Genomic DNA, 21,780 nt, shown 5'->3' with positions numbered 1-21,780 from the left:
AATCAGAATAACATCAACTAAGTTATGATTCCCAATTATAGATACAGAGGAATGATAGGAAATCTGAATTGTCGCGAAAAGACTCACTATATTATTAATGGCCGCTTTAACATTATATGTCATAGAGATTATATCTTTCTCGTAAATTAGAAAACCAAATTAATTAATATATATTTTTTCAATAATTCCACACCACACAGATTATAACTAATCGTATGTATTGTAATAACTAAATAAAGATTCACGACGGACTATAGCAGTGCGTTTTTTAAAAGTCTAAAGATTTTATAAAATAAAAAACCTGAATAAAAATAAAATGATAGCATCATAACTATAGAGTTACGTTAGATTTTTTATAGAATAAAAAACACATATGCAATCAACTAAAAATAAAAACAAAATTATAAACCATCGTCAGTTATCGTCTATTTACTCGACAGAGTACGTTATAAAAGAAGATTCATAAACAGGTTAACTTGACAGGTAAACAGCCATATCGTTTTATTTTCGGCGGGGTGACACCCTGGCATAGTGATCGTTTAAAATATTAGCGGCCCCAAAATAGGGGCCGCAATTAAATTTTTTCGGGATAAATCTTTTACATTTCGGCCTGCAAACGCATCACCTGCCGATTGACCTCTGACATGACCACAAAGTGACGTTTATCCTTAACTTTCGGGATCAAAATCTTGCCTTGGTCGAACTCAAAAGCCCCCATGTCCTTGATATACAACCGCCCACGGAAAAGCGTTTTAACATACATCGCTACTTTCACCGGATTGTAACGCTGGAAGATCCTCATTGTTTTACTTTCCTCCCATAACACCACTACGTCCCCTTTAGCGCATTCGCGACCAAGATCACAGGTAACGTAAGATAATTGCAGAGTAATAGACCTAGAGTCTAGGCTTAAGTTCCGCCAAAATCAGTGATAGATGCTGTATTTACACAAGATTACAGAACAACAAAAGAAAAATGAGACTTAATTACAGAATAACCCTCTGGTAACCACCAGAAATAAATCTGCTCACCGAACAGGACAGACCTCGGATCTGCACCTATTATTGGGTGACTTACCCGCTTTCGGGGATAAGGCCTTACATTCTCCACAAGGACATCACATGATAAAAAATAGCCTGCTTATGCTCTCATTACTGTTCACGCCTTTACTGGTTTGCGCCCATTCGATTGAGAATAACCAACGCGTACCGCCAGTAGGTGTCAGCGATAAAGGCGACTTGAATTACGATAAGGCTACTGATCAGTTTAGCTATAAAAACTGGAATAGCTCACTGCTGCCCGGCAAAGTGCGAGTGATTCAACATATCGCTGGCCGCACCTCAGCAAAAGAGCTGAATGCGCCGCTGATTGAAGCCATCAAACATGCCAATCTGCCACACGAACGTTACCAAACAACGACAATCGTCAATACCGACGACGCCATCATCGGGACAGCGGTGTTCGTGCGAAACAGTATTGAAAGCAGCAAACGTGAATTCCCGTGGTCGCAGTTTGTGGTCGACAACGACGGTAACGTGAAAAAGGCGTGGGGTTTAGCCGAGAAAGGCTCTGCCATTGTGGTTCTGGACCCACAGGGAAAGGTTGAATTTGTCAAAGAGGGTGCGCTGACGGCCACCGAGGTGCAGCAGGTCATCGACCAACTGCACCAACTTGTAACACCCTAGGGCCGCTAGAATAAGGAAACTCTAAAACCGGGGTTCAGGAAAGATTCACGCGGGGTATAATCCAGCGGCTTACCCTGCCAGTCGTGAACATGAGCCCCGGCAGCAATGGCGACGGCATGTCCTGCCGCAGTATCCCAGACATTTGTTGGCCCGAAACGGGGATATAATTGTGCCTTCCCCTCGGCTACCAGACAAAACTTAAGTGATGACCCCACCGACACCGTCTGATGCTCACCCAGTTGCGACAGATAATCTTCCAGTTCAGCATCGCTGTGGGAGCGGCTCACCACCACCAGCGGCGGGAGTGCATCGCGTACCTGAATCTGCATCCGCCGGCCACACTCTTCTTTCCACGCCTGGCCACCTTGCGCGCTATACATCACTTCAGTCACTGGGGTATACACTACCCCCAGCACCGGAACACCTTGCTCGATCAGCGCAATGTTAACGGTAAACTCACCGTTGCGATTGAGAAACTCTTTCGTACCATCAAGCGGATCAACCAACCAGTAGCGCTGCCAGTGCTGACGTACCGCCCATACTGGCGGATCTTCTTCAGATAACAGCGGAATATCGGGTGTTAATGCCGCTAATCCGGCTTTGATAATATGATGCGCGGCAAGATCAGCCGCCGTCACCGGTGAGTCATCCTTTTTATGGGCTATATCAAGAGGTTGCTCCCCCTGATAGACCGCCATAATCGCCACGCCTGCCTCGCGGGCGAGTTGGCAAATTTGCTCTAACATTATCCACCCCTTGGTATTATGTGCCATGTCGACTATTGATCGTGGTTGTTTAACTCGCTAATGATTGTATTACTCGTTCTATATACAGTTTAGAACGCAAACCAAAATAAAATTTAATCATCTCGACGTTAAACCCTGTTTGGCAGACTAATAAGTTTCATCATGAATAGCCACCGCAGTATCATAACTTTCAATTAAATCAGCGAGATTGACCGGTGCTAACTGTGAGCCTCTGCGCGTTATCACATTGGATTTTCTGCCACACTTCACACTTTGTTGCAGTAACTAATTAATATTACATATTCTTTTGCGATACATCTCGAATCGCTTTTATCAGATGGAGAAAGCCATGATCACGCGTCCGCTAACGTTATCCCTTCTTGCCAGCCTGATTGCTGCCGCGACCTCAACCGCGCAGGCCGCGACTGTTGATTTGCGCGTACTGGAAACTACCGACCTGCACAGCAATATGATGGACTTTGATTACTACAAGGATAAGCCCACCGAGAAGTTCGGCTTAGTTCGCACCGCAAGCCTGATTGAAGCGGCTCGCCAACAAGCCACTAACAGCGTGTTGGTGGATAATGGCGATCTGATTCAAGGCAGTCCGTTGGGTGACTATATGGCCGCCAAAGGGCTAAAAGCCGGTGAGATTCACCCAGTCTATAAGGCGATGAATACGCTAGATTATACGGTCGGAAACATCGGTAATCATGAGTTTAACTATGGTTTGGATTATCTGAAGACATCACTGGCCGGTGCAAAGTTCCCCTATGTGAACGCCAACGTGATCGATGTAAAAACCGGTAACCCGTTGTTTCAGCCCTATTTAATTGTCGATACACCGGTGAAAGATCGCGACGGAAAACCCCATAATCTGCGCATTGGTTACATCGGTTTTGTCCCGCCACAAGTGATGACATGGGATAAAGCCAACTTGAGCGGCAAAGTGACGGTTAACGATATCACCGAAACCGCCAAAAAGTGGGTACCGGAGATGCGCAAACAAGGGGCTGACCTGGTTGTCGCCATTCCGCACTCCGGCCTTTCCAGTGACCCTTATAAAACGATGGCGGAAAACTCGGTTTATTACCTCAGCCAGGTGCCAGGTATTGATGCCATTATGTTTGGCCACGCTCACGCCGTTTTCCCAAGCAAAGATTTTGCCACCATTAAAGGCGCAGATATCGCACAGGGGACATTAAACGGCATTCCGGCCGTGATGCCAGGCCAGTGGGGTGACCATTTGGGTGTGGTGGATTTTGTGCTGAATAATGATAAAGGCGCATGGCAGGTGACTCAGGCTAAAGCCGAGGCGCGCCCAATCTTTGATAAAATCGCCCAAAAGTCACTGGCAGCCGAGAATGCAGATTTAGTAAAAGTGCTGGCGGCAGATCACCAAGGTACTCGTGATTTTGTTAGCCAACCGATCGGCAAAGCATCGGATAATATGTACAGTTATCTGGCACTGATCCAAGATGATCCCACCGTGCAGATCGTCAATAACGCTCAGCGCGCCTATACCGAACACTTTATTCAGGGCGATCCTGATTTAGCCGATTTACCGGTACTTTCTGCCGCTGCACCATTTAAAGCCGGCGGCCGCAAAAATGATCCGGCCAGTTTTGTCGAAGTGGAAAAAGGTGAACTGACCTTCCGTAACGCCGCTGATCTGTACCTTTACCCCAATACCTTGGTGGTAGTGAAAGCCAGTGGCGCGGATGTTAAGCAGTGGCTGGAGTGCTCTGCTGCACAATTTAATCAAATTGATGTGAACAGCAGCAAACCGCAATCGCTGATTAACTGGGACGGTTTCCGCACTTATAATTTTGATGTCATTGATGGTGTGAAATATGAAATTGATGTCAGCCAACCGGCCCGTTATGACGGCGAGTGCGCGCTAATTAATGATAAAGCCGAACGTATTAAAAACCTGACCTTCAACGGCAAACCAATTGATCCGAAAGCCACCTTCCTGATTGCCACCAATAACTACCGCGCTTATAGCGGTAAATTCGCTGGCACCGGTGATAGCCATATCGCCTTCGCTTCACCGGATGAAAACCGAGCGGTGCTGTCTGCTTATATCAGTGCTGAAACCAAGAAGCACGGGCAGGTCACTCCGCAGGCTGACAATAATTGGCGTCTGGCGGCTATCAGCAGTAAACACCCGTTGGATATCCGTTTTGAAACCTCACCAAGTGCCAAAGCCACTGAATTTATTCAGCAAAAAGCACAATATCCGATGAAGGCAATGGGTACTGATGAGATAGGTTTCAAAGTGTATCAAATTGATTTACAGCAGAAGTAATCTCTGACGACAGCGCTTCAACGAGCGCTGTCATCATTCATCTACCTCTTTAGAGCTATATCGCAAACCATAACATGTATTTAATATGCACCTTATTGGACTTTTAATTACTCAATGAGGTGTCAGCATGGATTACCGCAATCAGTCTCTGGGTGCTTTGGCTATCGCTATTCCACGGGCAACAAAATTATTTCGCCATCACCAGTTGGATTTCTGCTGTGGTGGCAAGCAAACGCTGTTACGGGCAGCCACTAAGCTGAATCTGGATATTGATACGCTGGAGGCACAACTGAGTGCATTGCAAACCGAGCCGCTACCCTCTGAAGATTGGCAACAACAACCGCTGGCAAATATCATCGATTTTATTATCAGCCGCTATCACAACCGCCACCGTGAACAGCTACCAGAATTGATTCTAATGGCGGAAAAGGTTGAACGCGTTCATGGCGAGAAACCCGCATGTCCCCGTGGATTGGCAGCCGAACTGACGGCAATTTTAGAAGAACTAACCCAGCATATGTACAAAGAAGAGCAGATTCTGTTCCCGATGATCAAACGCGGTATGGGGTCACAGGCCAGTGGGCCAATATTTGTGATGGAAGCTGAGCACGATGCGGTCGGGCAACAATTGGAAGTGGTTAAACACCTAACACAAAATATGACGCCGCCAGAGGGTGCCTGTAATACCTGGCGAGCACTTTACACCGGTATCAATGAATTCATCACTGACCTGATGGAACATATTCATCTAGAGAATAACTTGCTGTTTCCCCGCGCACTGGATGGTGAATAACTTAATCGTGGATTATTTACCAGCTCAATAAAGACCAAAGGGCGACATGATATCGCCCTTTTTTATGTCACTGCGCTCAGAAATTACAGAATTTCCAGCAGTTCCACTTCAAACATCAATGCACTGAATGGTGGGATAGTTGCACCCGCACCACGCTCGCCGTAGGCCAGGTTGTGCGGGATGCACAACTTCCATTTAGAACCCACTGGCATCATAGCCAGCGCTTCTATCCAGCCCGGAATAACACCGCTGACCGGGAATTCAGCCGGCTGACCACGTTCAACCGAGCTGTCAAACACCGTGCCATCAACCAGACGACCAGTGTAATGCACGCGCACACGATCCTGACGGGACGGGATCGGGCCATCACCCGCCTGCAATACAGAGAACTGCAAGCCAGACTCAGTGGTCGTCACGTCATCGCGCTTGGCATTCTCTTCCAGGAAGGTTTTCCCTTCTTCTACCAACGCCTGCTGGCGCTCAACACGGACTTTATCTGCCTTTTCGTGGACTTCTTGCAGCGCACGATGTATCACATCAACAGGGACAGTCGGTGTATTCCCTTCCATCGCGTCACGCAAACCTGCCAACAGTGCTTCTGGCAATAAACCTTCCAGACCGGATTCTTGTAATTGCTGCCCGATCTGTAAACCAATCCCGTAGCTCGCTTGCGCTTCAACGCTATCAAAAGAAGGGGTTGTCATGGATTTTCCTTTAGTCACTCATCAAATCGAAGTTGCAAGCATAACAGCAGCAGGGGAGCGTGGTAAAATCTTGCATCGTGAATGATGACTTTTGTCGAAGAAAAAGAAACAATGGCAGCAAGCGAACAGTAAATTGGCCAAAAGCTGATTGGAACGCGGCCAACACAACGACCGTTTGAAAGATGACGGCGATAAAGGTATATACTTAGAAGCCTATAGGGTTCACCACCCATCTTATTGTTTATGTTGTTTTACGTAGTTGAAGAGAGGTCATCATGGGCAGAATCGCGCCCAGGAGAAGAAAGAACAACCGGATTTATCAGCCACTGCTCCATACCTGGCTGACTATCAGGCAGAAGGTCTTGCCAGATGCGAAAAACAGTGATGATCAAAATCTGATATCCGACGTCAGCGCCTCTGAACATCTTGCAGCCCCTGACGATGTAGCAGAAACTGTCGCCACACCGGTGCAGGAAAAAGCAATCAACAAGTTGCTGCTGAAAATCTGGCATCTGCCGGACAGTTTTCAGTGGATGGAGCCATTGCCCCTCTTCCATCGCCGCTGGGTGATTATCGCCACGACAGTCTTGTTGCTGGCACTGCTGTGGCCCGCTTCCCGCGATAACACCGACCTTTCCTTCCCGGTTAACGCACAACCCACCAGCGTACCGTTACAGGCCCAATTACAGGGTAATACTGATGCTCCGCCACCGCCAACGGTGGTAAGGCCAGTAATACCCGAGACACCGCCTTCATCTGCACAAAGCAACTGGCAGAGCTATCAAGTTCAGTCTGGGAAGACATTGGCACAACTGTTCCGTGACAACAACCTGCCAGTTAATGAAGTCTTTGCGATGGCTCAGGTTGAAGGCAGCGATAAACCACTGAGTAATCTGCAAGCTGGGCAGGAAGTTAAAATCATGCTGGATGCTCAAGGCGGGGTTGCCGCATTAGCGATTGAAACGACCAGCCGTGCAGAAGTGCTATTTACCCGGCAGAGTGATGGCAGCTACCGTCGAGAGCACTAACCACAGTCCGTTGTCGCCATTCCTATCTACCTCCCTATTTTCTTTGATATTGTCGCGTTCTCTCTGCCGCACTAGGTTGGTTTCGGGGATTAACACCGTCCCCCTATAGCCACATACATAAACAGAGGGAATAGTTATGACGTATAAATTACCTTTCTTGCTGCTCTTCACGTCATTTGGCACTGTAGCTCAGTTGCACTGCCCGGCGGTTAATACCATTAAACAGGTTGGTGGTGTCTATACCGCACCCGCGGCGGGCAATGAAGAGTGGGTTGGCACGCTGCAAGGAGTGGTTCCATCAAACGGTTCAATTAAAAATTTTAGTGAAGCGCTGATAATCATCGATAGTGAAAAAAATAACGTCGTTGGGCAAGGCATGTTTCAGAAGTGTACCTATAACTTGCAGGCGCAAGGTAGGCAGATAGATATGTTCTACGGTAATAAGACCTGGCGGGTATCAATCAGCGAACAACCACTTTGGGTCTACCAACAAAATCCCTTTCTTGAAATCTATCAGTGTTCTGGCGTAGCTGCCGAGGAATGTAGATTTGATATTTTAGCACCAGATTAAACCGACAGATGCCCGCATTGCTAATCATTAAAAAGCAAAACGCCAGCACGAGGCTGGCGTTTTGGCAGGTTACAGCCGCGTAACTTACGCTTCTGGAACCACTACTACGTTCAGTTGCGCGAATACGTCGCTGTGTACCTGGAAGTGAACTTCATGCTCACCTGTAGTACGCAGAACGCCATTCGGCAGACGAACTTCGCTCTTGGCCACGTCAACGCCAGCTGCAGTAACTGCATCAGCGATGTCGCGAGTACCGATAGAGCCGAACAGTTTGCCTTCATCGCCTGCTTTAGAAGCGATAGTGACACTGACCAGTTCGTTAATTTTGGTTGCACGAGCATGTGCAGCAGCCAGAACGCCAACTAATTTGGCTTCTAATTCTGCACGGCGTGCTTCAAAGAACTCAACGTTTTTCTTTGTTGCCGGAACAGCTTTACCCTGTGGAACCAAGAAGTTACGAGCGTAGCCCGCTTTAACGTTCACTTGGTCACCCAGGCTGCCCAGGTTTGCTACTTTATCAAGCAGAATAACTTGCATTACCTTATCCTCTCAAAGTCGTTAATGGACAGTGGCCGATTACTGATGACGATCAGTGTACGGCAACAAAGACAGGTAGCGTGCGCGCTTGATACAACGGGCGAGCTGACGCTGGTATTTTGCGCGAGTACCGGTAATACGGCTCGGGACAATTTTACCACTTTCGGTAACATAGTTTTTCAGCGTAGCGATATCTTTATAATCAATCTCTACAACGCCTTCCGCGGTAAAACGGCAGAACTTGCGACGACGGAAATAACGTGCCATTTGGCTAGTCTCCAGAATCTATAAATTCAATCTGCTCGGCATGCAGAACCAATTTGTTCAGCCCATTGCGACCTTGATGGCAGCTAATGAAGCCTTCAACGGTTAACTGACTGCCGACCGTTATACTGTGAGTTAATGCTTGTGACTTTTGCCCGCTAACAACGATGGGCATTCTGCACCATGTTTGTCGGCTAAATCCGGCTTCCTGCTGTGTTGATCGGTGCTCAAGCACAAATTGACAATGCGGAATACCAGAAGGACTTACTTTTCGAACCGGTGTCTTGCACACTGTGCCAGAGAGTACCAGACGATTAGTGGTCACCACGGCAATTACTCTTCAGAATCCCCAGCTTCAGAATCATCATTGGCTTCTGACGCGAAGTCGTGACGCTCACGGCGTTCGTCTTTCGCTTTAACCATTGGTGATGCTTCAGTTACCGCGTGTTTAACGCGCATAACCATGCTACGGATAACGGCGTCGTTGAAGCGGAAGTTTGTTTCCAGCTCATCGATCGCTTCCTGCGGAGCTTCAACGTTCAACAGAACGTAGTGGGCTTTGTGCAGTTTATTGATCGGGTAAGCCAGTTGACGGCGGCCCCAGTCTTCCAGACGGTGGATCGTACCAGCAGCATTAGTGATTGTTGCACTATAGCGCTCGATCATGCCCGGAACCTGTTCGCTTTGGTCAGGATGGACCATAAAAACGATTTCGTAATGACGCATCGATTATTGCTCCTTACGGATTATTCAGCCTCCTGATAGGGTCAACCGCGGCCCATGGAGGCAAGGAACGTGTTTGTGTGCGGCTGAAAAATGACGCGTAACTATACTTGCGGGCGCATTTAAACTCAAGGACTGCGGGGGATTTATTCTTGTTCTAACCATTACTTTGCTAAAACCGCACTTTTTGTTCATTAAATAACCAATGGATGTAGATCCATTAGTCCGATAAATCTTTCAATGAAATCATTAACTCCACTGTTATCTCGTTCATTTTTTTTGACAAAGTGAATCAATTATCACCTGTTTTTAAATTAACAAAATCGACTAGAATTATTTACATCCAGCGCATATCACTAATAGATTTCAAGATGTAGCAAGGCAGCCAACACGGCACAACGGCATTCCACATGACCCAGAGGCATGAGTCGGGTACGAGTAAACGCAGAGAGTGACCGTTAGATCCAACAGTCAAAAACCAGCACCAGTGAATACGACGACCCAAAACTAAAAAAGCTATTTGATATACCCTTGCCCCCAGATAACTGGGGGCTTTTTTATTCTCAGTGGCTCATAAGTGTTTGGTGAAAAATGTCACTCCAGCCTTTAATGCGCTTGGCGTAATTTTATGACCAATCCCCGCTTCGGTAATATAAGTCAGGTGATTATCACGCTCGCTTGCCCTGAGTTCTTGTACCAACCGCGCACTCTCTGTCGCCGGAACGACGTCATCCGCTTCACCATGCCAGACCAATAATGGCCGCCCAGTAACAGCGCCTAACTGATAAGTGAGATCATAATCTGCCAACGGCGCTAAACGACGTGCAAACTCGGTTGCACTGATGCTAACCCCGGCCTCTAGCGGTGGAAATAGTGAATGTGCCAACGAGGTAAAATAACCCGACCCCATAAAATCTGCGGCAGCACGCACCCACGGATAGCGGGCTAATGCCCCTAACGTGGTCATGCCGCCCATTGATGCGCCCGCCACACCAATGCGCTCATCATCAATCAATCCGGCCTGCTGATAATGCTGCTTCAGGGCGGGTAACTCATCAATATTCGATTTCAGGATTTCCCAGAAATGAGAGCGTCGCTCCGTTTCATTACCGTCAAAACGCGCACCATGTCTATCCGCATCTGGCGCTATAGTACGAAAACCAGCCTGAGCAAAGGCATAAGCAAAGTAGGAATAGACCTCTTTTGACGAAGTGTAGCCGTGGTAAAAGAAAATAGTCGGTAATGGCTGCTGGCGCTGACCCGCCGGGGCGGCATGGATAACCTCAATACCGTTAATATTTTCCAGCGACATCTCAATCATGATGAGAATCCTTTATTGGAAGGGCAATAAGCAGGCTTATAGCAGATAGATTCAGTTTGCCAAAACAAGGGGATAAAGTCTTAAATCAATTTCTTCCAAGATAGATCCCCTTTGCGCCTGAGGTAGCCGTGATACTGGCGGATTGCGCATATTGAGCGTTACACTTGTTAGATAACTGGCTTGCAGAGACAGATAAGCCACTGACAAAGAGGCAATTATGAATATAAGACGCACAATGGTGGTTTTATTGCTGGCTCTCGGGTTATCAGCTTGCAGTGTTTTTCAGGTGACTCCCGCGCCGCCCCCGCCAATAAAGCCCTACGCGCAGGAAATCAACCGCGCTCAGAGTCTTAATCTGCAAAAAGTAGGCACTGTTTCAGCTCAGGTATTTGGTAGCCCGACGGATGTTGAAGCTGAAATTCAGCGCAGAGCCAATGCCAGCGGCGCGCCCTATTATTTGATTATCATGCTGTCAGATAGCATCTACCCCGGCATCTGGTATGCCAATGCGTTGTTATATAAGTAAATTACCCATATGGCTAGCGTCTACCGGATGCACGGTTCAGCAGTAATGAACAAACTGCCTCCGGCAACGTATATTGATCCCGGTGATCCAGCGTCATGCTGCACCAGGCATCAGCCAGCGGTGGCGTGGCAAATTGCAACAACTGCGCAGCACAACACAGGTCAAACAGGTGCTGAGTCAACGCTCGCCCTTGCTCTTCCTTAGGGTTTTTCAGCCGCAGTTGTAACTGCCGCCAGGCGCGGTCGAATAACCGGTTCTGACCGCGTACCGGATAAAATGCTTGCTGGAGCATCTCAAGCGCCGCAGGTAGCTTGTGTAACGTGCGCAAAACGTCCAGGCACATAATGTTGCCCGAACCTTCCCAAATGCTGTTGACCGGCATTTCACGATACAACCGTGGCAACTCACTTTGCTCGCAATAGCCAATCCCGCCGAGCACCTCCATCGCTTCTGCGACAAACCCGCAGCCCTGCCCGCAGATCCGATATTTGGCCGCCGGCGTCAACAATCGGCTAAATATCTGCTCATGAATCACGTTGGTGTTCTCCCATGCACGGGCCAGGCGCATCAATAGTGCGGTATGCCCCTCCAGACGCAATGCCATACGGCTTAGCACTTGCCGCATCAGCGGCTGGTCTATCAACGTCTTACCAAAAGCCTGCCGCTGCCAGGCGTGATACAGCACGACGGTGAAGGCTCGCCTCATCAGTCCGTGACTCCCCAACGCACAATCAAAACGGGTATAACCGCCCATTTTTAGAATTTGGCGAATACCCTCCCCTTCATCGCCCAATAGCCAGGCAGTGGCATTATCAAACTCCACCTCGCTACTGGCATTAGAGCGGTTACCGAGTTTGTCTTTCAGCCGTTCCAGACGAATCGCGTTATAAGTACCGTCCGGCAACATTTTAGGCAGAAAAAAGCACGACAACCCGCCTTCAGCCTGCGCTAACACCAGATGGGCATCACTTTGCGGCACCGAGAAAAACCACTTGTGCCCAACCAGTCGATAGCTTTCACCGTGACCACGCGCCCCCAGAGGTTGTGCTCGCGTGCTATTACTGAGCACGTCAGATCCCCCCTGTTTTTCCGTCATGCCCATACCTATCAGTAAGCCCCGTTTCTGGCTGCCAAGGGATTGGTGAGGGTCATAACGATCAGACAGTAATGGCGATAGCCAATTTTGAAACTGCGGTGGGAGTGTTTGTTGTAACAGCGGGATGGCACCGAAGGTCATGGTTATTGGGCACAAGGTGCCCGCTTCCACCTGCGAATGCAGGATAAAACGCGCCGCACGCGCCACAAAGGACCCCATCCGGGCATCATCCTGCCACGGCAAATTATGCACCCGGTGATTGAGAAGCCCTTGCATCAGCACATGCCAGGCCGGATGAAATCGCACCTGATCCAAGCGCTGCCCGGCAGCATCATAACGCAGTAACTCTGGTGGATTAGCGTTAGCCAGCCGCCCTAATTCAAGTGACTCCATTGAGCCTAGCTGTAATCCTATCTGAGACAGCGTTTCCGCATCCCAACCCGCATGTTCCCGCGTGATAGCGTCCTGCAAAGCCATATCAGATAGAAATAAGTTGCTGTTTGATAATGGCTCAGGTTGATTGAAAACCAAGTGTGTCTGCCACTCCATACCGTCCTCCATTTCACGACGATACCCTTGGTACGTGAAGCGGTAGGGGGTCAGCGACATTCACTCACCTGAATCACTTGCCGCCGACCTGCAACTTCAATAACTTTGGGTGTAAATGCGCAATCGGCATTCATAAATTATGGATTTGATAAATTAGCGTTAAGTATGGTGCAGACGAGGATATTTGCTGACAAGCTCATCACAAACAGGGACTAAACCCCTATTTATCACAAATGACTGATACAATCTCATGATAATAAGAACAAAAAAAGCCAACATATGCGAATGTTGGCTTTTGGAATTCAATGATTAATGAAGCAAATATCAGGCTTTTAATGCACGCTGGCGTACAACTTCAAATAGACACACACCGGTGGCCACTGACACGTTCAGGGAAGACACACTGCCCGCCATCGGGATGCTGATCAACTCATCGCAATGCTCGCGCGTCAGACGACGCATCCCCTCACCTTCAGCGCCCATTACCAGTGCCATCGGGCCGGTCATTTTGCTCTGATACAACGTATGGTCAGCTTCACCGGCAGTCCCGACGATCCACACATTATGTTCTTGCAACACTCGCAGCGTGCGCGCCAGATTAGTCACTTTAATCAATGGCACGTTTTCAGCAGCGCCGCTGGCGACTTTCTTGGCAATGGCATTAAGCTGCGCCGAGCGATCCCGTGGCACGATAACTGCGTGGACACCCGCCGCATCCGCACTGCGCAAGCACGCACCCAAATTGTGGGGATCGGTTACGCCATCAAGCACCAACAGGAAAGGGGTTTCCACACTTTCCAGCAATGCGGGTAAGTCATTTTCCTGATACTGACGCCCTTCCCGTACCCGCGCCACGATACCCTGATGGGCACCGTCTTCAACCTGCGAATCCAGCCACTTCCGGCTGGCCACTTGAATCACCAAACCGGTAGCTTCCAGTTCTACAATCAAGGATTGTAGACGACGATCGTCACGACCTTTCAGAATAAAAACTTCCAGAAAACGTTGCGGATCATTGTCTAACAAGGCTTTGACGGAGTGAATGCCGTAAATAATTTCGCTCATGATGCTCTTTTACATGTGTCAGCAGATAAAAAATTTGCCTGCCAATGATTAAATTAATGCGGGCGACCAGAGCCGCCCGACAAACTACAGCGATGATTCGTCGCTGCCAGGTTTCTTCTTCGCACGCTTGGCTTTAGTGGCAGCGGCAATTTTCTTGGTTTTCGCTGACACTCTTTTCGCCTTCGCCTTGGCTTTCTTCTCAGCCAGCGCTTTGTCATCTAACTTCGCGGCAGCATCTGCTGGGCGGAAAGCACTGTCCGGCTCAAAATTCACCGGTTTTTTAGCGCGACGTGGCCGCTTCTGTCCCCCTGCTGCTGGCGCGCTATCACGGCGCGGAGCGCCCGATGAAGCACCACGCCCACCACGGCTAGAGGTATCACGCATCGTACGCTGCCCATCGGTTTTTTTCGCCTTATCACGGGCGGTTTTACCTTCACCGCGCGGCTTGCGGGTACTGGAAACTAATGCAAAATCAATTTTTCGCTCATCCATATGTACCGCTTCGACCCGGATTTCCACAGTATCGCCCAAGCGATAAACCTGACCCGAAGATTCACCAATCAGACGCTGACCGATGTTGTCGTAACGGTAATAATCATTATCCAGGCTGGAAACATGCACCAAACCATCAATAAACAGATCATCCAGACGCACGAAGAAGCCAAAACCGGTAACACTGGCAATGATACCAGTGAAGACTTTACCGACCTGATCCTGCATAAAGTCACACTTAAGCCAATCCGCGACGTTACGGGTCGCTTCATCAGCGCGGCGCTCGGTCATTGAGCAGTGTTCGCCCAATTGCAGCATCTCGTCGTATTCGCTGTGCCAGCCACCGGTTGGTGTCCAGCGCTCTTTCACATTGCCCTGCTCTTTGGCGAGCTGATACTTGATGGCTCGGTGCATCGCAAGATCGGGATAACGGCGAATCGGTGAGGTGAAATGGCCATAAGAAGCCAGTGCCAAACCAAAGTGACCACGGTTTTCCGGATCGTAAATCGCCTGTTTCATCGAACGCAGCAACATAGTTTGCAGCATTTCATGATCCGGACGATCGGCAACTTCATCCATCAGCACCGCATAATCTTTAGGTTCCGGTTTCAAACCACCGCCGAGTGTCAGACTCAGCTCACCAAGCACACTACGCAGGGCGGAGATATGGTCGTCACTTGGGCGGTCGTGCACACGGAACAGCGCTGGCTCATTGTGTTTTTCGACAAAGCGCGCGGCGGCAATGTTGGCCAAAATCATGCATTCTTCAATCAACTTATGCGCATCATTACGCACGGTCGATTCAATGCGTTCAATGCGCCGTTCAGCATTAAAGATAAACTTGGCTTCTTCGGTTTCAAACGCGATACCACCACGTTCAGCCCGCGCCTGATCCAGCACTTTGTACATGGCGTGTAGTTCTAACAGGTGCGGAACCAGTGGCTTATACTGTTCACGCAGCGACTCTTCGCCATCAATGATTCGCCACACTTTAGTATACGTCAGGCGTGCATGAGAACTCATTACCGCTTCGTAGAACTTATAAGACGACAGCTTGCCTTGTGAGGAGATAGTCATCTCACACACCATACACAGGCGGTCTACCTGCGGATTGAGCGAACAGAGGCCGTTTGACAGCACTTCTGGCAGCATCGGAACCACCTGCGATGGGAAGTAGACCGAGTTACCCCGGCTACGAGCCTCATCATCCAACGCGGTACGCGGGCGCACATAATAGCTAACATCAGCAATAGCAACCCACAAACGCCAACCGCCGCCACGTTTCTTCTCACAATGCACCGCATCATCAAAGTCACGGGCATCTTCACCATCGATGGTGACCAGCGGCAGATTGCGTAAATCGACGCGCCCTTTTTTCGCCTCTTCCGGTACTTGTTCTTTTAAGTCAGCGACTTGCTTTTCAACTTGCGGCGGCCAGGTATGCGGAATCTCATGAGTGCGCAGCGCGATATCTACCGCCATGCTGGTCCCCATGTTTTCGCCGAGCACTTCAACAATCTTACCGACCGCTTTACTCCGACGGGTTGGGCGCTGAGTCAACTCGACCACCACCACAAAGCCCATGCGCGCACCGTTGATAGCATCCGGTGGGATCAAAATATCAAAACTCAAACGACCATCATCCGGCACCACAAAACCGGTACCGGCGTCAGTGAAGTAACGGCCGACGATCTGGCTAGTTTTCGGCACCAATACGCGAACAATACGCGCTTCACGACGGCCTTTACGATCAGTACCCACCGGCTGGGCCAATACCACATCACCATGAATGGCGGTTTTCATCTGTTCGGCGGAGAGATACAGATCGTCTTTGCTGCCCTCAACGCGTAAAAAGCCAAAACCATCACGGTGACCAATAACAGTACCGCGCAGTAGGTCCAGACGCTCCGGTAAGGCGTAGCACTGGCGACGGGTGAAGACCAGTTGCCCGTCACGCTCCATCGCGCGCAAGCGGCGGCGCAGCGCCTCTAAAGGCTCTTCACCGCTTAAATTGAGTTCATTAGCCAGCTCTTCACGGCTGGCAGGTGTTTCGCGCTTCGCGAGATGAGCCAAAATGAATTCCCGGCTAGGGATGGGTGACTCATACTTCTCTGCTTCTCGTTCCAAGAATGGATCTTGTGACATTGCGGTTCCTCCGTTGTCAGCAGCAGCTTTATACCCTGCACACTTGAAGTTACAGGGGTGTTAGCTGTGCGCTCACCCAAATCACTTACTGGTGTAAGCTCATCGGGATTTATTTGCTGGCAGCCTACCTGCAACTCTATGTTCTTTAGGTGTATATATTGTTGATTAAGCAAAAAGTCACTTAACAAGTAATAGCTCATAGAGCGGCGCATTATCTTTGACCATGTCAGCCAAAGTATAGTTATCCAGCTCGTTAAGGAAACTCTGTACTGCCTGATTGAGCACTTGCTTCAAACGGCAAGCGGGCGTGATGTGGCAAAAATCACTGCTGCAATTGACCAGGGAAAGTGGCTCCAATTCGCGCACAACGTCACCGATACGAATCTGCGCAGCGGGTTTACCCAGCCGTATGCCCCCATTTTTGCCCCGCACAGCAGTAACCAAACCGACGCGGCTCAACTGATTGATTATTTTAACCATATGATTGCGAGACACGCCATAGACATCAGTCACCTGAGAAATGCTGGTCATTTGGCCTTCAGGCAGTGAGGCCATATAAGTAAGCGCTCGCAAACCATAATCAGTAAAACTTGTTAACTGCACATATACCCCTGAGTATCAATTTACCCGGCTTAAACCCATCTAAGATGACACATGTTGGATAAGTTATAAGTGCGATTCTAAATGCTATTTAGAAATTTATATCCTAAATAACTCGAGTTACAGGAGGACGGCAACTCAGCGCCCCCCAAGAGCTTACATCAGTAAGTGATTGGTGTGAACGAAGGCAGCCAACACACATGCAACCTGTAGTATGACGGATATATACTTCAAATGATAAACCAGCCATAAAGCTTGCGACTAATCATTTAGATAAAGGACGGGTGTTTTGATGTAAAACGGCTTATCCGAGGTCACTTCTGCATACAGTTATAGCCAAAAGTAATAGATTGCGGCTAATAAAGCAGCAACATCAAGTTAGAAAGGGATATACCCTAAATAATTCGAGTTGCCGGAAAACGGCAAGTGCTCACCTGCGGGCTTACATCAGTAAGTGATTCGGGTGACAAATCTGCCAGGAGCAGATTTGAACGCTGATCGCAGCGGCCTCGTAGAGGTGAGGCACGTAAATGCGCCGAGTAACAAACATAGTCAACGCACATGCAGCTTAAAGTATGACGAGTATAACAATGAACCGGGCATAAGCCCGGTTCATTGGAGTCTGAATTCTGATTATTTGGCTATCAGCCGCTTAATCATGCATCAAATGGGTCGCGCAGGATCATGGTTTCTTCACGATCCGGGCCGGTCGAGATGATATCAACCGGAACACCGGTCAGCTCTTCTACACGTTGGATGTAGTTCAGGGCTGCCTGTGGCAACTTGCTGTGTTCTTTCACGCCAAAGGTCACTTCTGACCAGCCTGGCATGGTTTCGTAGATTGGCTCGATACCTTCCCAGCCCTCAGCAGCCAGTGGGGTGGTATCCACTTCGCGGCCATCTGGCATACGGTAGCCCACACACAGTTTTACTTCTTTCAGGCCGTCTAACACGTCCAATTTGGTCATGCAGAAGCCAGATAAGGAGTTGATCTGCACAGCACGACGCACTGCAACGATATCCAACCAACCGGTACGACGGCTACGGCCTGTCGTTGCGCCATACTCGTTACCTTGCTTACGCAGGAACTCGCCGGTTTCATCGTTCAGTTCAGTCGGGAATGGACCGGCACCAACACGAGTAGAATACGCTTTCACGATACCCAGCACGTAATCGACATAACGTGGGCCTAGACCAGAACCTGTCGCTACGCCACCTGCGGTAGTGTTAGATGACGTGACATACGGATAAGTACCGTGGTCGATATCCAGTAAGGTGCCTTGTGCGCCTTCGAACATCATGAAATCGCCACGCTTACGCGCGCTGTCCAGCAGTTCGGACACATCAACCACCATTGCGGTCAGAATATCGGCGATAGCCAACACATCATCCAGCACTTTCTGGTAGTCAACAGCATCGACTTTGTAGTAATGCACCAACTGGAAGTTGTGATAATCCACAATTTCTTTCAGCTTGGTAGCAAAGGTTTCTTTGTTGAACAAATCACCCACACGCAGACCGCGGCGAGCAACTTTATCTTCATAGGCAGGGCCGATACCACGACCGGTAGTACCAATCGCTTTTGCACCACGAGCTTTTTCACGCGCATTATCCAGAGCCACATGATACGGCAGGATTAATGGACATGCTTCGGAGAGTAACAGTCGCTCACGAACAGGGATACCGCGCGCTTCAAGTTCTGTCATCTCTTTCATTAAAGCGTCAGGTGCCAGTACAACACCGTTGCCGATGATGCTGGTTACGTTTTCACGCAGAATACCTGAGGGAATTAAATGAAGAACGGTTTTCTCACCGTTGATAACCAAAGTGTGGCCAGCGTTGTGACCACCTTGATAGCGCACAACATATTTAGCCCGTTCAGTCAGCAGGTCAACGACCTTGCCCTTACCTTCGTCACCCCATTGGGTGCCCAGTACGACGACGTTCTTACCCATCTCAAAAATCACCAGGTTGCTTAAAAAAGGATTCTAACATCTCACTCGGCTGCTTTCAGTACTTTTTAACACATAACTGAACAATTTTTGTGCTTACATTTAGCCACCCATGCGGCTACGCAACATGTAGTAGATAACGCAGCCTGCAACCACTAATCCGCCACCAAAACGACGTAAAGTGGCATCCGGTAGTTGGGTCATTGCCAGAATCATTTTGCGCCAGGCTTTGGGATAAAGCATCGGGCCAAGCCCTTCCAACACCAAAACCAAACCCAATGCTAATAAGATGGTTGAATTCATTATCTGTCTCAATCAAATGGAAGCGGCGGCTTCAAATAGAAAAGGCCCGCGTGAACGGGCCTTGCTGTTACAGTCAAAACGGGCTGTTATGGACGTTTGCTGGAGTTATCCGGCGATTTCATATAGCGGAAGAAATCACTCTCCGGGCTAAGTACCATCACATCATTACCGCTGCTGAAGCTGTTTTCATACGCGCGCAAGCTACGAATGAAGGCATAGAAGTCAGGGTCTTTACTGAATGCATCGGCAAACAGACGGGCCGCTTCGGCATCACCGCCACCACGCGTAATACGCGCCTGACGCTCGGCTTCTGCCAGAGTACGTGTCACTTCATAGTCGGCGGTTGCACGCAACTTCTCGGCTTCTTCCTGACCTTGTGAACGGTGACGACGGGCAACCGCCTCACGTTCAGCACGCATACGCTGGAAGATAGCGTCAGAGACTTCAGCCGGTAAGTTGATTTGCTTGATTCGCACGTCAACCACTTCGATACCCAGTGCCGCCATACTGTTCGGGTTAACCGCAGGCTGTTTGCCGCGAGTCTCCTGTTCAACACGGGCTGCCACAGAGGCAATCGCATCATCGGCTTCCGTGGTAACGGCTTCGTCACCCACACTACCGGTATTTAGCGCATCACGAACATCAGACGTCAGACGACCGCGTGAGTCGGTTACGATATCGCGCACATTCAAACGACCAATTTCAGAACGCAAACGGTCACTGAACTTACGTTTCAACAGCACTTCAGCCTGAGACACATCACCACCACCGGTAGCAAGATAGTAACGGCTAAAATCACTGATACGCCATTTCAAGTATGAGTCAACAATCAGGTCTTTCTTCTCGTTGGTCACGAAACGGTCGGCCTGGTTGTCCATGGTTTGAATACGGGCATCCAACCTCTTCACTGTTTCGATAAACGGTATCTTGAAGTGCAGGCCCGGTGCGTACACCAGCGGCTTGTTATCACTATCACGTAATACCTTGCCAAAGCGCAGTACGATCCCGCGTTGGCCTTCTTGTACTACAAACAGCGAAGCGTAGAGTGCGACTAACACCACAACGACGATAAGTAAAAAAGACTTACGCATTGGTTATTCTCTCCCTACGCGAGTGGAAGTATCACGCTGAGCATTTGCCCGGCGCTGATCCATGATAGAACCACTGGTTGAACTGGTGCTTGTGTTGCTGGCACCAGCCCCTTGGCTGCTATTAGCAGAGGAAGGCGGATTCAAACGAATCAGACTTGTGTCTTTGTTGCCATCCGCTTTATCTGCACCTTGGCCGCGCAGCAGTTGATCCAGTGGCAGCACCATCAGGCTATTACCTTTGTCACTTGCCAGCACTTTGCGGGTATGACCGAGGACTTTTTCCATGGTTTCGATGTACAGACGCTCGCGGGTAATTTCCGGTGCTGCCTTATACTCAGGCAACAACTTGGCAAACCCAGCGACTTCACCTTGCGCTTCCAATACTTTACGTGCGGCATAAGCACGCGCATCTTCTAACAGACGCTGCGCCTGACCGTTTGCACGCGGCTGGACTTCGTTGGTGTAAGCTTCTGCTTCACGAATATACTGTTGTTCGTTTTCACGAGCAGCAATCGCATCATCAAATGCCGCTTTAACTTCTTCCGGCGGACGCGCTGCCTGGAAGTTAACGTCCAGCAGCGTGATACCCATGTTGTATGGACGAATAGTTTCTTCCAGTACACGCTGAGTATCGCTACGAACGATGGTGCGGCCTTCGGTGAGGATTTTGTCCATGGTGTATTTACCGATAACACCACGCACTGCGCTGTCAGTTGCCTGACGCAGGCTGTCATCCGGATTGGTCACGCTAAACAGATAAGCGGCCGGATCGGTTACGCGGTATTGCACGTTCATTTCGATGCGAACCACGTTCTCATCGGAGGTCAGCATGACGCCGGATGCCGCCAATTCACGCACCGACTCGACGTTAACTGGGGTAACTTCATCGATAAAGGTCGGTTTCCAGTTCAAACCAGGCTGCACAATGTGGCTTAATTTACCCAAGCGCGTAACAACACCACGCTCAGCTTCTTTAATTGTATAGAAACCACTTGCCGCCCAGATAACCACAACCGCAACCACAGCGATACCGGCAATTCGACCACTGAAACCAGGGCCTTTTGACGCACCGTTGTTGTCACTACCGCTGCCGCCACCTTTACCACCGAGGCTACTCAGTTTTTTGCTCAGTTTCCGGAAGATATCATCCAGATCGGGCGGCCCTTGATCACGGCCACCTTTATTATTGTTATTTCCGCCAGAGTTGCCGCCATTATTATTGCTGCTCCCCCACGGATCGCGGTCCTGTCCGTTATTACCGGGCTGATTCCACGCCAT

22 protein-coding genes are annotated in these 21,780 nt (G+C 49.3%); 6 read left to right on the top strand and 16 right to left on the bottom strand.

From position 1 onward, the window contains the following. Positions 1–598: 598 nt before the first annotated feature. Complete coding sequence (locus AT01_RS14450) at positions 599–802, bottom strand: DUF1107 domain-containing protein (RefSeq protein ID WP_042548648.1); 204 nt, start codon at positions 800–802, stop codon at positions 599–601. Positions 803–1,121: 319 nt separating this feature from the next. Here AT01_RS14450 and AT01_RS14445 point away from each other — a divergent pair, with 319 nt between their 5' ends. Next, on the top strand, positions 1,122–1,685 hold the full coding sequence (locus tag AT01_RS14445) for a YtfJ family protein (RefSeq protein WP_042547617.1): 564 nt from the start codon (positions 1,122–1,124) through the stop codon (positions 1,683–1,685). 5 nt (positions 1,686–1,690) lie between these two features. Here the strand turns inward: AT01_RS14445 and cysQ are convergent, their stop codons facing one another. Then, positions 1,691–2,431, bottom strand: a complete 741-nt coding sequence (gene cysQ, locus AT01_RS14440; RefSeq protein ID WP_004699859.1) for a 3'(2'),5'-bisphosphate nucleotidase CysQ — start codon at positions 2,429–2,431, stop codon at positions 1,691–1,693. 337 nt (positions 2,432–2,768) lie between these two features. Between cysQ and AT01_RS14435 the strand changes: the two genes are divergently transcribed. After that, entirely contained in the window at positions 2,769–4,742 is a 1,974-nt protein-coding gene (locus AT01_RS14435; protein WP_042547616.1) for a bifunctional 2',3'-cyclic-nucleotide 2'-phosphodiesterase/3'-nucleotidase, read from the top strand. A gap of 127 nt (positions 4,743–4,869) precedes the next feature. Further along, positions 4,870–5,535: an iron-sulfur cluster repair protein YtfE gene (gene ytfE, locus AT01_RS14430; protein ID WP_042547615.1), complete on the top strand. Its 666-nt coding sequence runs from the start codon at positions 4,870–4,872 to the stop codon at positions 5,533–5,535. An 83-nt stretch (positions 5,536–5,618) separates the two neighbouring features. Here the strand turns inward: ytfE and AT01_RS14425 are convergent, their stop codons facing one another. Continuing rightward, entirely contained in the window at positions 5,619–6,239 is a 621-nt protein-coding gene (locus AT01_RS14425) for a peptidylprolyl isomerase (protein WP_042547614.1), read from the bottom strand. A 275-nt stretch (positions 6,240–6,514) separates the two neighbouring features. Here AT01_RS14425 and AT01_RS14420 point away from each other — a divergent pair, with 275 nt between their 5' ends. Together AT01_RS14420 and AT01_RS14415 are read left to right on the top strand one after the other, a co-directional pair. Beyond that, positions 6,515–7,267, top strand: coding sequence for a LysM-like peptidoglycan-binding domain-containing protein (locus tag AT01_RS14420; RefSeq protein WP_042547613.1), 753 nt, complete (start codon positions 6,515–6,517; stop codon positions 7,265–7,267). A gap of 136 nt (positions 7,268–7,403) precedes the next feature. Next, positions 7,404–7,838, top strand: coding sequence for a DUF3757 domain-containing protein (locus tag AT01_RS14415; RefSeq protein WP_042547612.1), 435 nt, complete (start codon positions 7,404–7,406; stop codon positions 7,836–7,838). Positions 7,839–7,922: 84 nt separating this feature from the next. On the opposite strand, the gene rplI is transcribed toward AT01_RS14415, so the two are convergent. The 5 genes from rplI to yjfP form a co-directional block, all read right to left on the bottom strand. Then, positions 7,923–8,375: a 50S ribosomal protein L9 gene (rplI, locus tag AT01_RS14410; protein WP_042547611.1), complete on the bottom strand. Its 453-nt coding sequence runs from the start codon at positions 8,373–8,375 to the stop codon at positions 7,923–7,925. 39 nt (positions 8,376–8,414) lie between these two features. After that, the gene (gene rpsR, locus AT01_RS14405) at positions 8,415–8,642 is read right to left on the bottom strand and encodes a 30S ribosomal protein S18 (protein WP_004392491.1); all 228 of its coding nucleotides are present in this window, start codon (positions 8,640–8,642) and stop codon (positions 8,415–8,417) included. 4 nt (positions 8,643–8,646) lie between these two features. Then, positions 8,647–8,967 carry a primosomal replication protein N gene (priB, locus tag AT01_RS14400; protein ID WP_082039620.1) on the bottom strand — a complete coding sequence of 107 codons (321 nt, stop codon included), beginning with the start codon at positions 8,965–8,967 and terminating at the stop codon, positions 8,647–8,649. A gap of 5 nt (positions 8,968–8,972) precedes the next feature. Next, positions 8,973–9,365 (bottom strand): 30S ribosomal protein S6, encoded by a 393-nt coding sequence (gene rpsF, locus AT01_RS14395; protein ID WP_002210153.1) that lies wholly within the window; start codon positions 9,363–9,365, stop codon positions 8,973–8,975. A 568-nt stretch (positions 9,366–9,933) separates the two neighbouring features. Then, a complete protein-coding gene (gene yjfP, locus AT01_RS14390; protein WP_042547610.1) occupies positions 9,934–10,683 on the bottom strand; it encodes an esterase in 750 nt (249 codons plus the stop codon). Between the two features lie 214 nt (positions 10,684–10,897). Here yjfP and bsmA point away from each other — a divergent pair, with 214 nt between their 5' ends. Next, on the top strand, positions 10,898–11,209 hold the full coding sequence (bsmA, locus tag AT01_RS14385) for a biofilm peroxide resistance protein BsmA (protein WP_186367043.1): 312 nt from the start codon (positions 10,898–10,900) through the stop codon (positions 11,207–11,209). 13 nt (positions 11,210–11,222) lie between these two features. Here bsmA and AT01_RS14380 read toward each other — a convergent pair whose 3' ends face one another. From AT01_RS14380 to hflK, 8 genes are all read right to left on the bottom strand, one after another. Continuing rightward, positions 11,223–12,866 carry an isovaleryl-CoA dehydrogenase gene (locus AT01_RS14380; RefSeq protein WP_042548646.1) on the bottom strand — a complete coding sequence of 548 codons (1,644 nt, stop codon included), beginning with the start codon at positions 12,864–12,866 and terminating at the stop codon, positions 11,223–11,225. Between the two features lie 312 nt (positions 12,867–13,178). Further along, positions 13,179–13,919 (bottom strand): 23S rRNA (guanosine(2251)-2'-O)-methyltransferase RlmB, encoded by a 741-nt coding sequence (gene rlmB / locus AT01_RS14375; RefSeq protein WP_042547608.1) that lies wholly within the window; start codon positions 13,917–13,919, stop codon positions 13,179–13,181. Between the two features lie 84 nt (positions 13,920–14,003). Beyond that, complete coding sequence (gene rnr / locus AT01_RS14370) at positions 14,004–16,556, bottom strand: ribonuclease R (protein WP_042547607.1); 2,553 nt, start codon at positions 16,554–16,556, stop codon at positions 14,004–14,006. 177 nt (positions 16,557–16,733) lie between these two features. Beyond that, positions 16,734–17,159 (bottom strand): nitric oxide-sensing transcriptional repressor NsrR, encoded by a 426-nt coding sequence (gene nsrR / locus AT01_RS14365; protein ID WP_042547606.1) that lies wholly within the window; start codon positions 17,157–17,159, stop codon positions 16,734–16,736. 653 nt (positions 17,160–17,812) lie between these two features. After that, the gene (locus tag AT01_RS14360; protein ID WP_042547605.1) at positions 17,813–19,111 is read right to left on the bottom strand and encodes an adenylosuccinate synthase; all 1,299 of its coding nucleotides are present in this window, start codon (positions 19,109–19,111) and stop codon (positions 17,813–17,815) included. A 99-nt stretch (positions 19,112–19,210) separates the two neighbouring features. Then, positions 19,211–19,411, bottom strand: coding sequence for a DUF2065 domain-containing protein (locus AT01_RS14355; RefSeq protein WP_004699828.1), 201 nt, complete (start codon positions 19,409–19,411; stop codon positions 19,211–19,213). Between the two features lie 86 nt (positions 19,412–19,497). Further along, positions 19,498–20,502: a protease modulator HflC gene (hflC, locus tag AT01_RS14350; RefSeq protein WP_004699826.1), complete on the bottom strand. Its 1,005-nt coding sequence runs from the start codon at positions 20,500–20,502 to the stop codon at positions 19,498–19,500. Between the two features lie 3 nt (positions 20,503–20,505). Next, complete coding sequence (gene hflK / locus AT01_RS14345; RefSeq protein WP_004699824.1) at positions 20,506–21,780, bottom strand: FtsH protease activity modulator HflK; 1,275 nt, start codon at positions 21,778–21,780, stop codon at positions 20,506–20,508.

This window comes from Yersinia aldovae 670-83 (assembly GCF_000834395.1).
In the GTDB taxonomy this organism is placed as follows: Bacteria; Pseudomonadota; Gammaproteobacteria; order Enterobacterales; family Enterobacteriaceae; genus Yersinia; species Yersinia aldovae.
This window is presented reverse-complemented; position numbering and strand designations above follow the sequence as displayed.

Coding starts and splice junctions, on each gene's coding strand:
- AT01_RS14355 (WP_004699828.1), bottom strand. CDS start 19,411: ATGAATTCAACCATCTTATTAGCATTGGGTTTGGTTTTGGTGTTGGAA.
- rplI (WP_042547611.1), bottom strand. CDS start 8,375: ATGCAAGTTATTCTGCTTGATAAAGTAGCAAACCTGGGCAGCCTGGGT.
- rpsF (WP_002210153.1), bottom strand. CDS start 9,365: ATGCGTCATTACGAAATCGTTTTTATGGTCCATCCTGACCAAAGCGAA.
- cysQ (WP_004699859.1), bottom strand. CDS start 2,431: ATGTTAGAGCAAATTTGCCAACTCGCCCGCGAGGCAGGCGTGGCGATT.
- AT01_RS14425 (WP_042547614.1), bottom strand. CDS start 6,239: ATGACAACCCCTTCTTTTGATAGCGTTGAAGCGCAAGCGAGCTACGGG.
- AT01_RS14415 (WP_042547612.1), top strand. CDS start 7,404: ATGACGTATAAATTACCTTTCTTGCTGCTCTTCACGTCATTTGGCACT.
- rpsR (WP_004392491.1), bottom strand. CDS start 8,642: ATGGCACGTTATTTCCGTCGTCGCAAGTTCTGCCGTTTTACCGCGGAA.
- AT01_RS14435 (WP_042547616.1), top strand. CDS start 2,769: ATGGAGAAAGCCATGATCACGCGTCCGCTAACGTTATCCCTTCTTGCC.
- hflK (WP_004699824.1), bottom strand. CDS start 21,780: ATGGCGTGGAATCAGCCCGGTAATAACGGACAGGACCGCGATCCGTGG.
- AT01_RS14380 (WP_042548646.1), bottom strand. CDS start 12,866: ATGGAGGACGGTATGGAGTGGCAGACACACTTGGTTTTCAATCAACCT.
- ytfE (WP_042547615.1), top strand. CDS start 4,870: ATGGATTACCGCAATCAGTCTCTGGGTGCTTTGGCTATCGCTATTCCA.
- rlmB (WP_042547608.1), bottom strand. CDS start 13,919: ATGAGCGAAATTATTTACGGCATTCACTCCGTCAAAGCCTTGTTAGAC.
- AT01_RS14360 (WP_042547605.1), bottom strand. CDS start 19,111: ATGGGTAAGAACGTCGTCGTACTGGGCACCCAATGGGGTGACGAAGGT.
- hflC (WP_004699826.1), bottom strand. CDS start 20,502: ATGCGTAAGTCTTTTTTACTTATCGTCGTTGTGGTGTTAGTCGCACTC.
- rnr (WP_042547607.1), bottom strand. CDS start 16,556: ATGTCACAAGATCCATTCTTGGAACGAGAAGCAGAGAAGTATGAGTCA.
- AT01_RS14450 (WP_042548648.1), bottom strand. CDS start 802: ATGAGGATCTTCCAGCGTTACAATCCGGTGAAAGTAGCGATGTATGTT.
- yjfP (WP_042547610.1), bottom strand. CDS start 10,683: ATGATTGAGATGTCGCTGGAAAATATTAACGGTATTGAGGTTATCCAT.
- AT01_RS14420 (WP_042547613.1), top strand. CDS start 6,515: ATGGGCAGAATCGCGCCCAGGAGAAGAAAGAACAACCGGATTTATCAG.
- AT01_RS14445 (WP_042547617.1), top strand. CDS start 1,122: ATGATAAAAAATAGCCTGCTTATGCTCTCATTACTGTTCACGCCTTTA.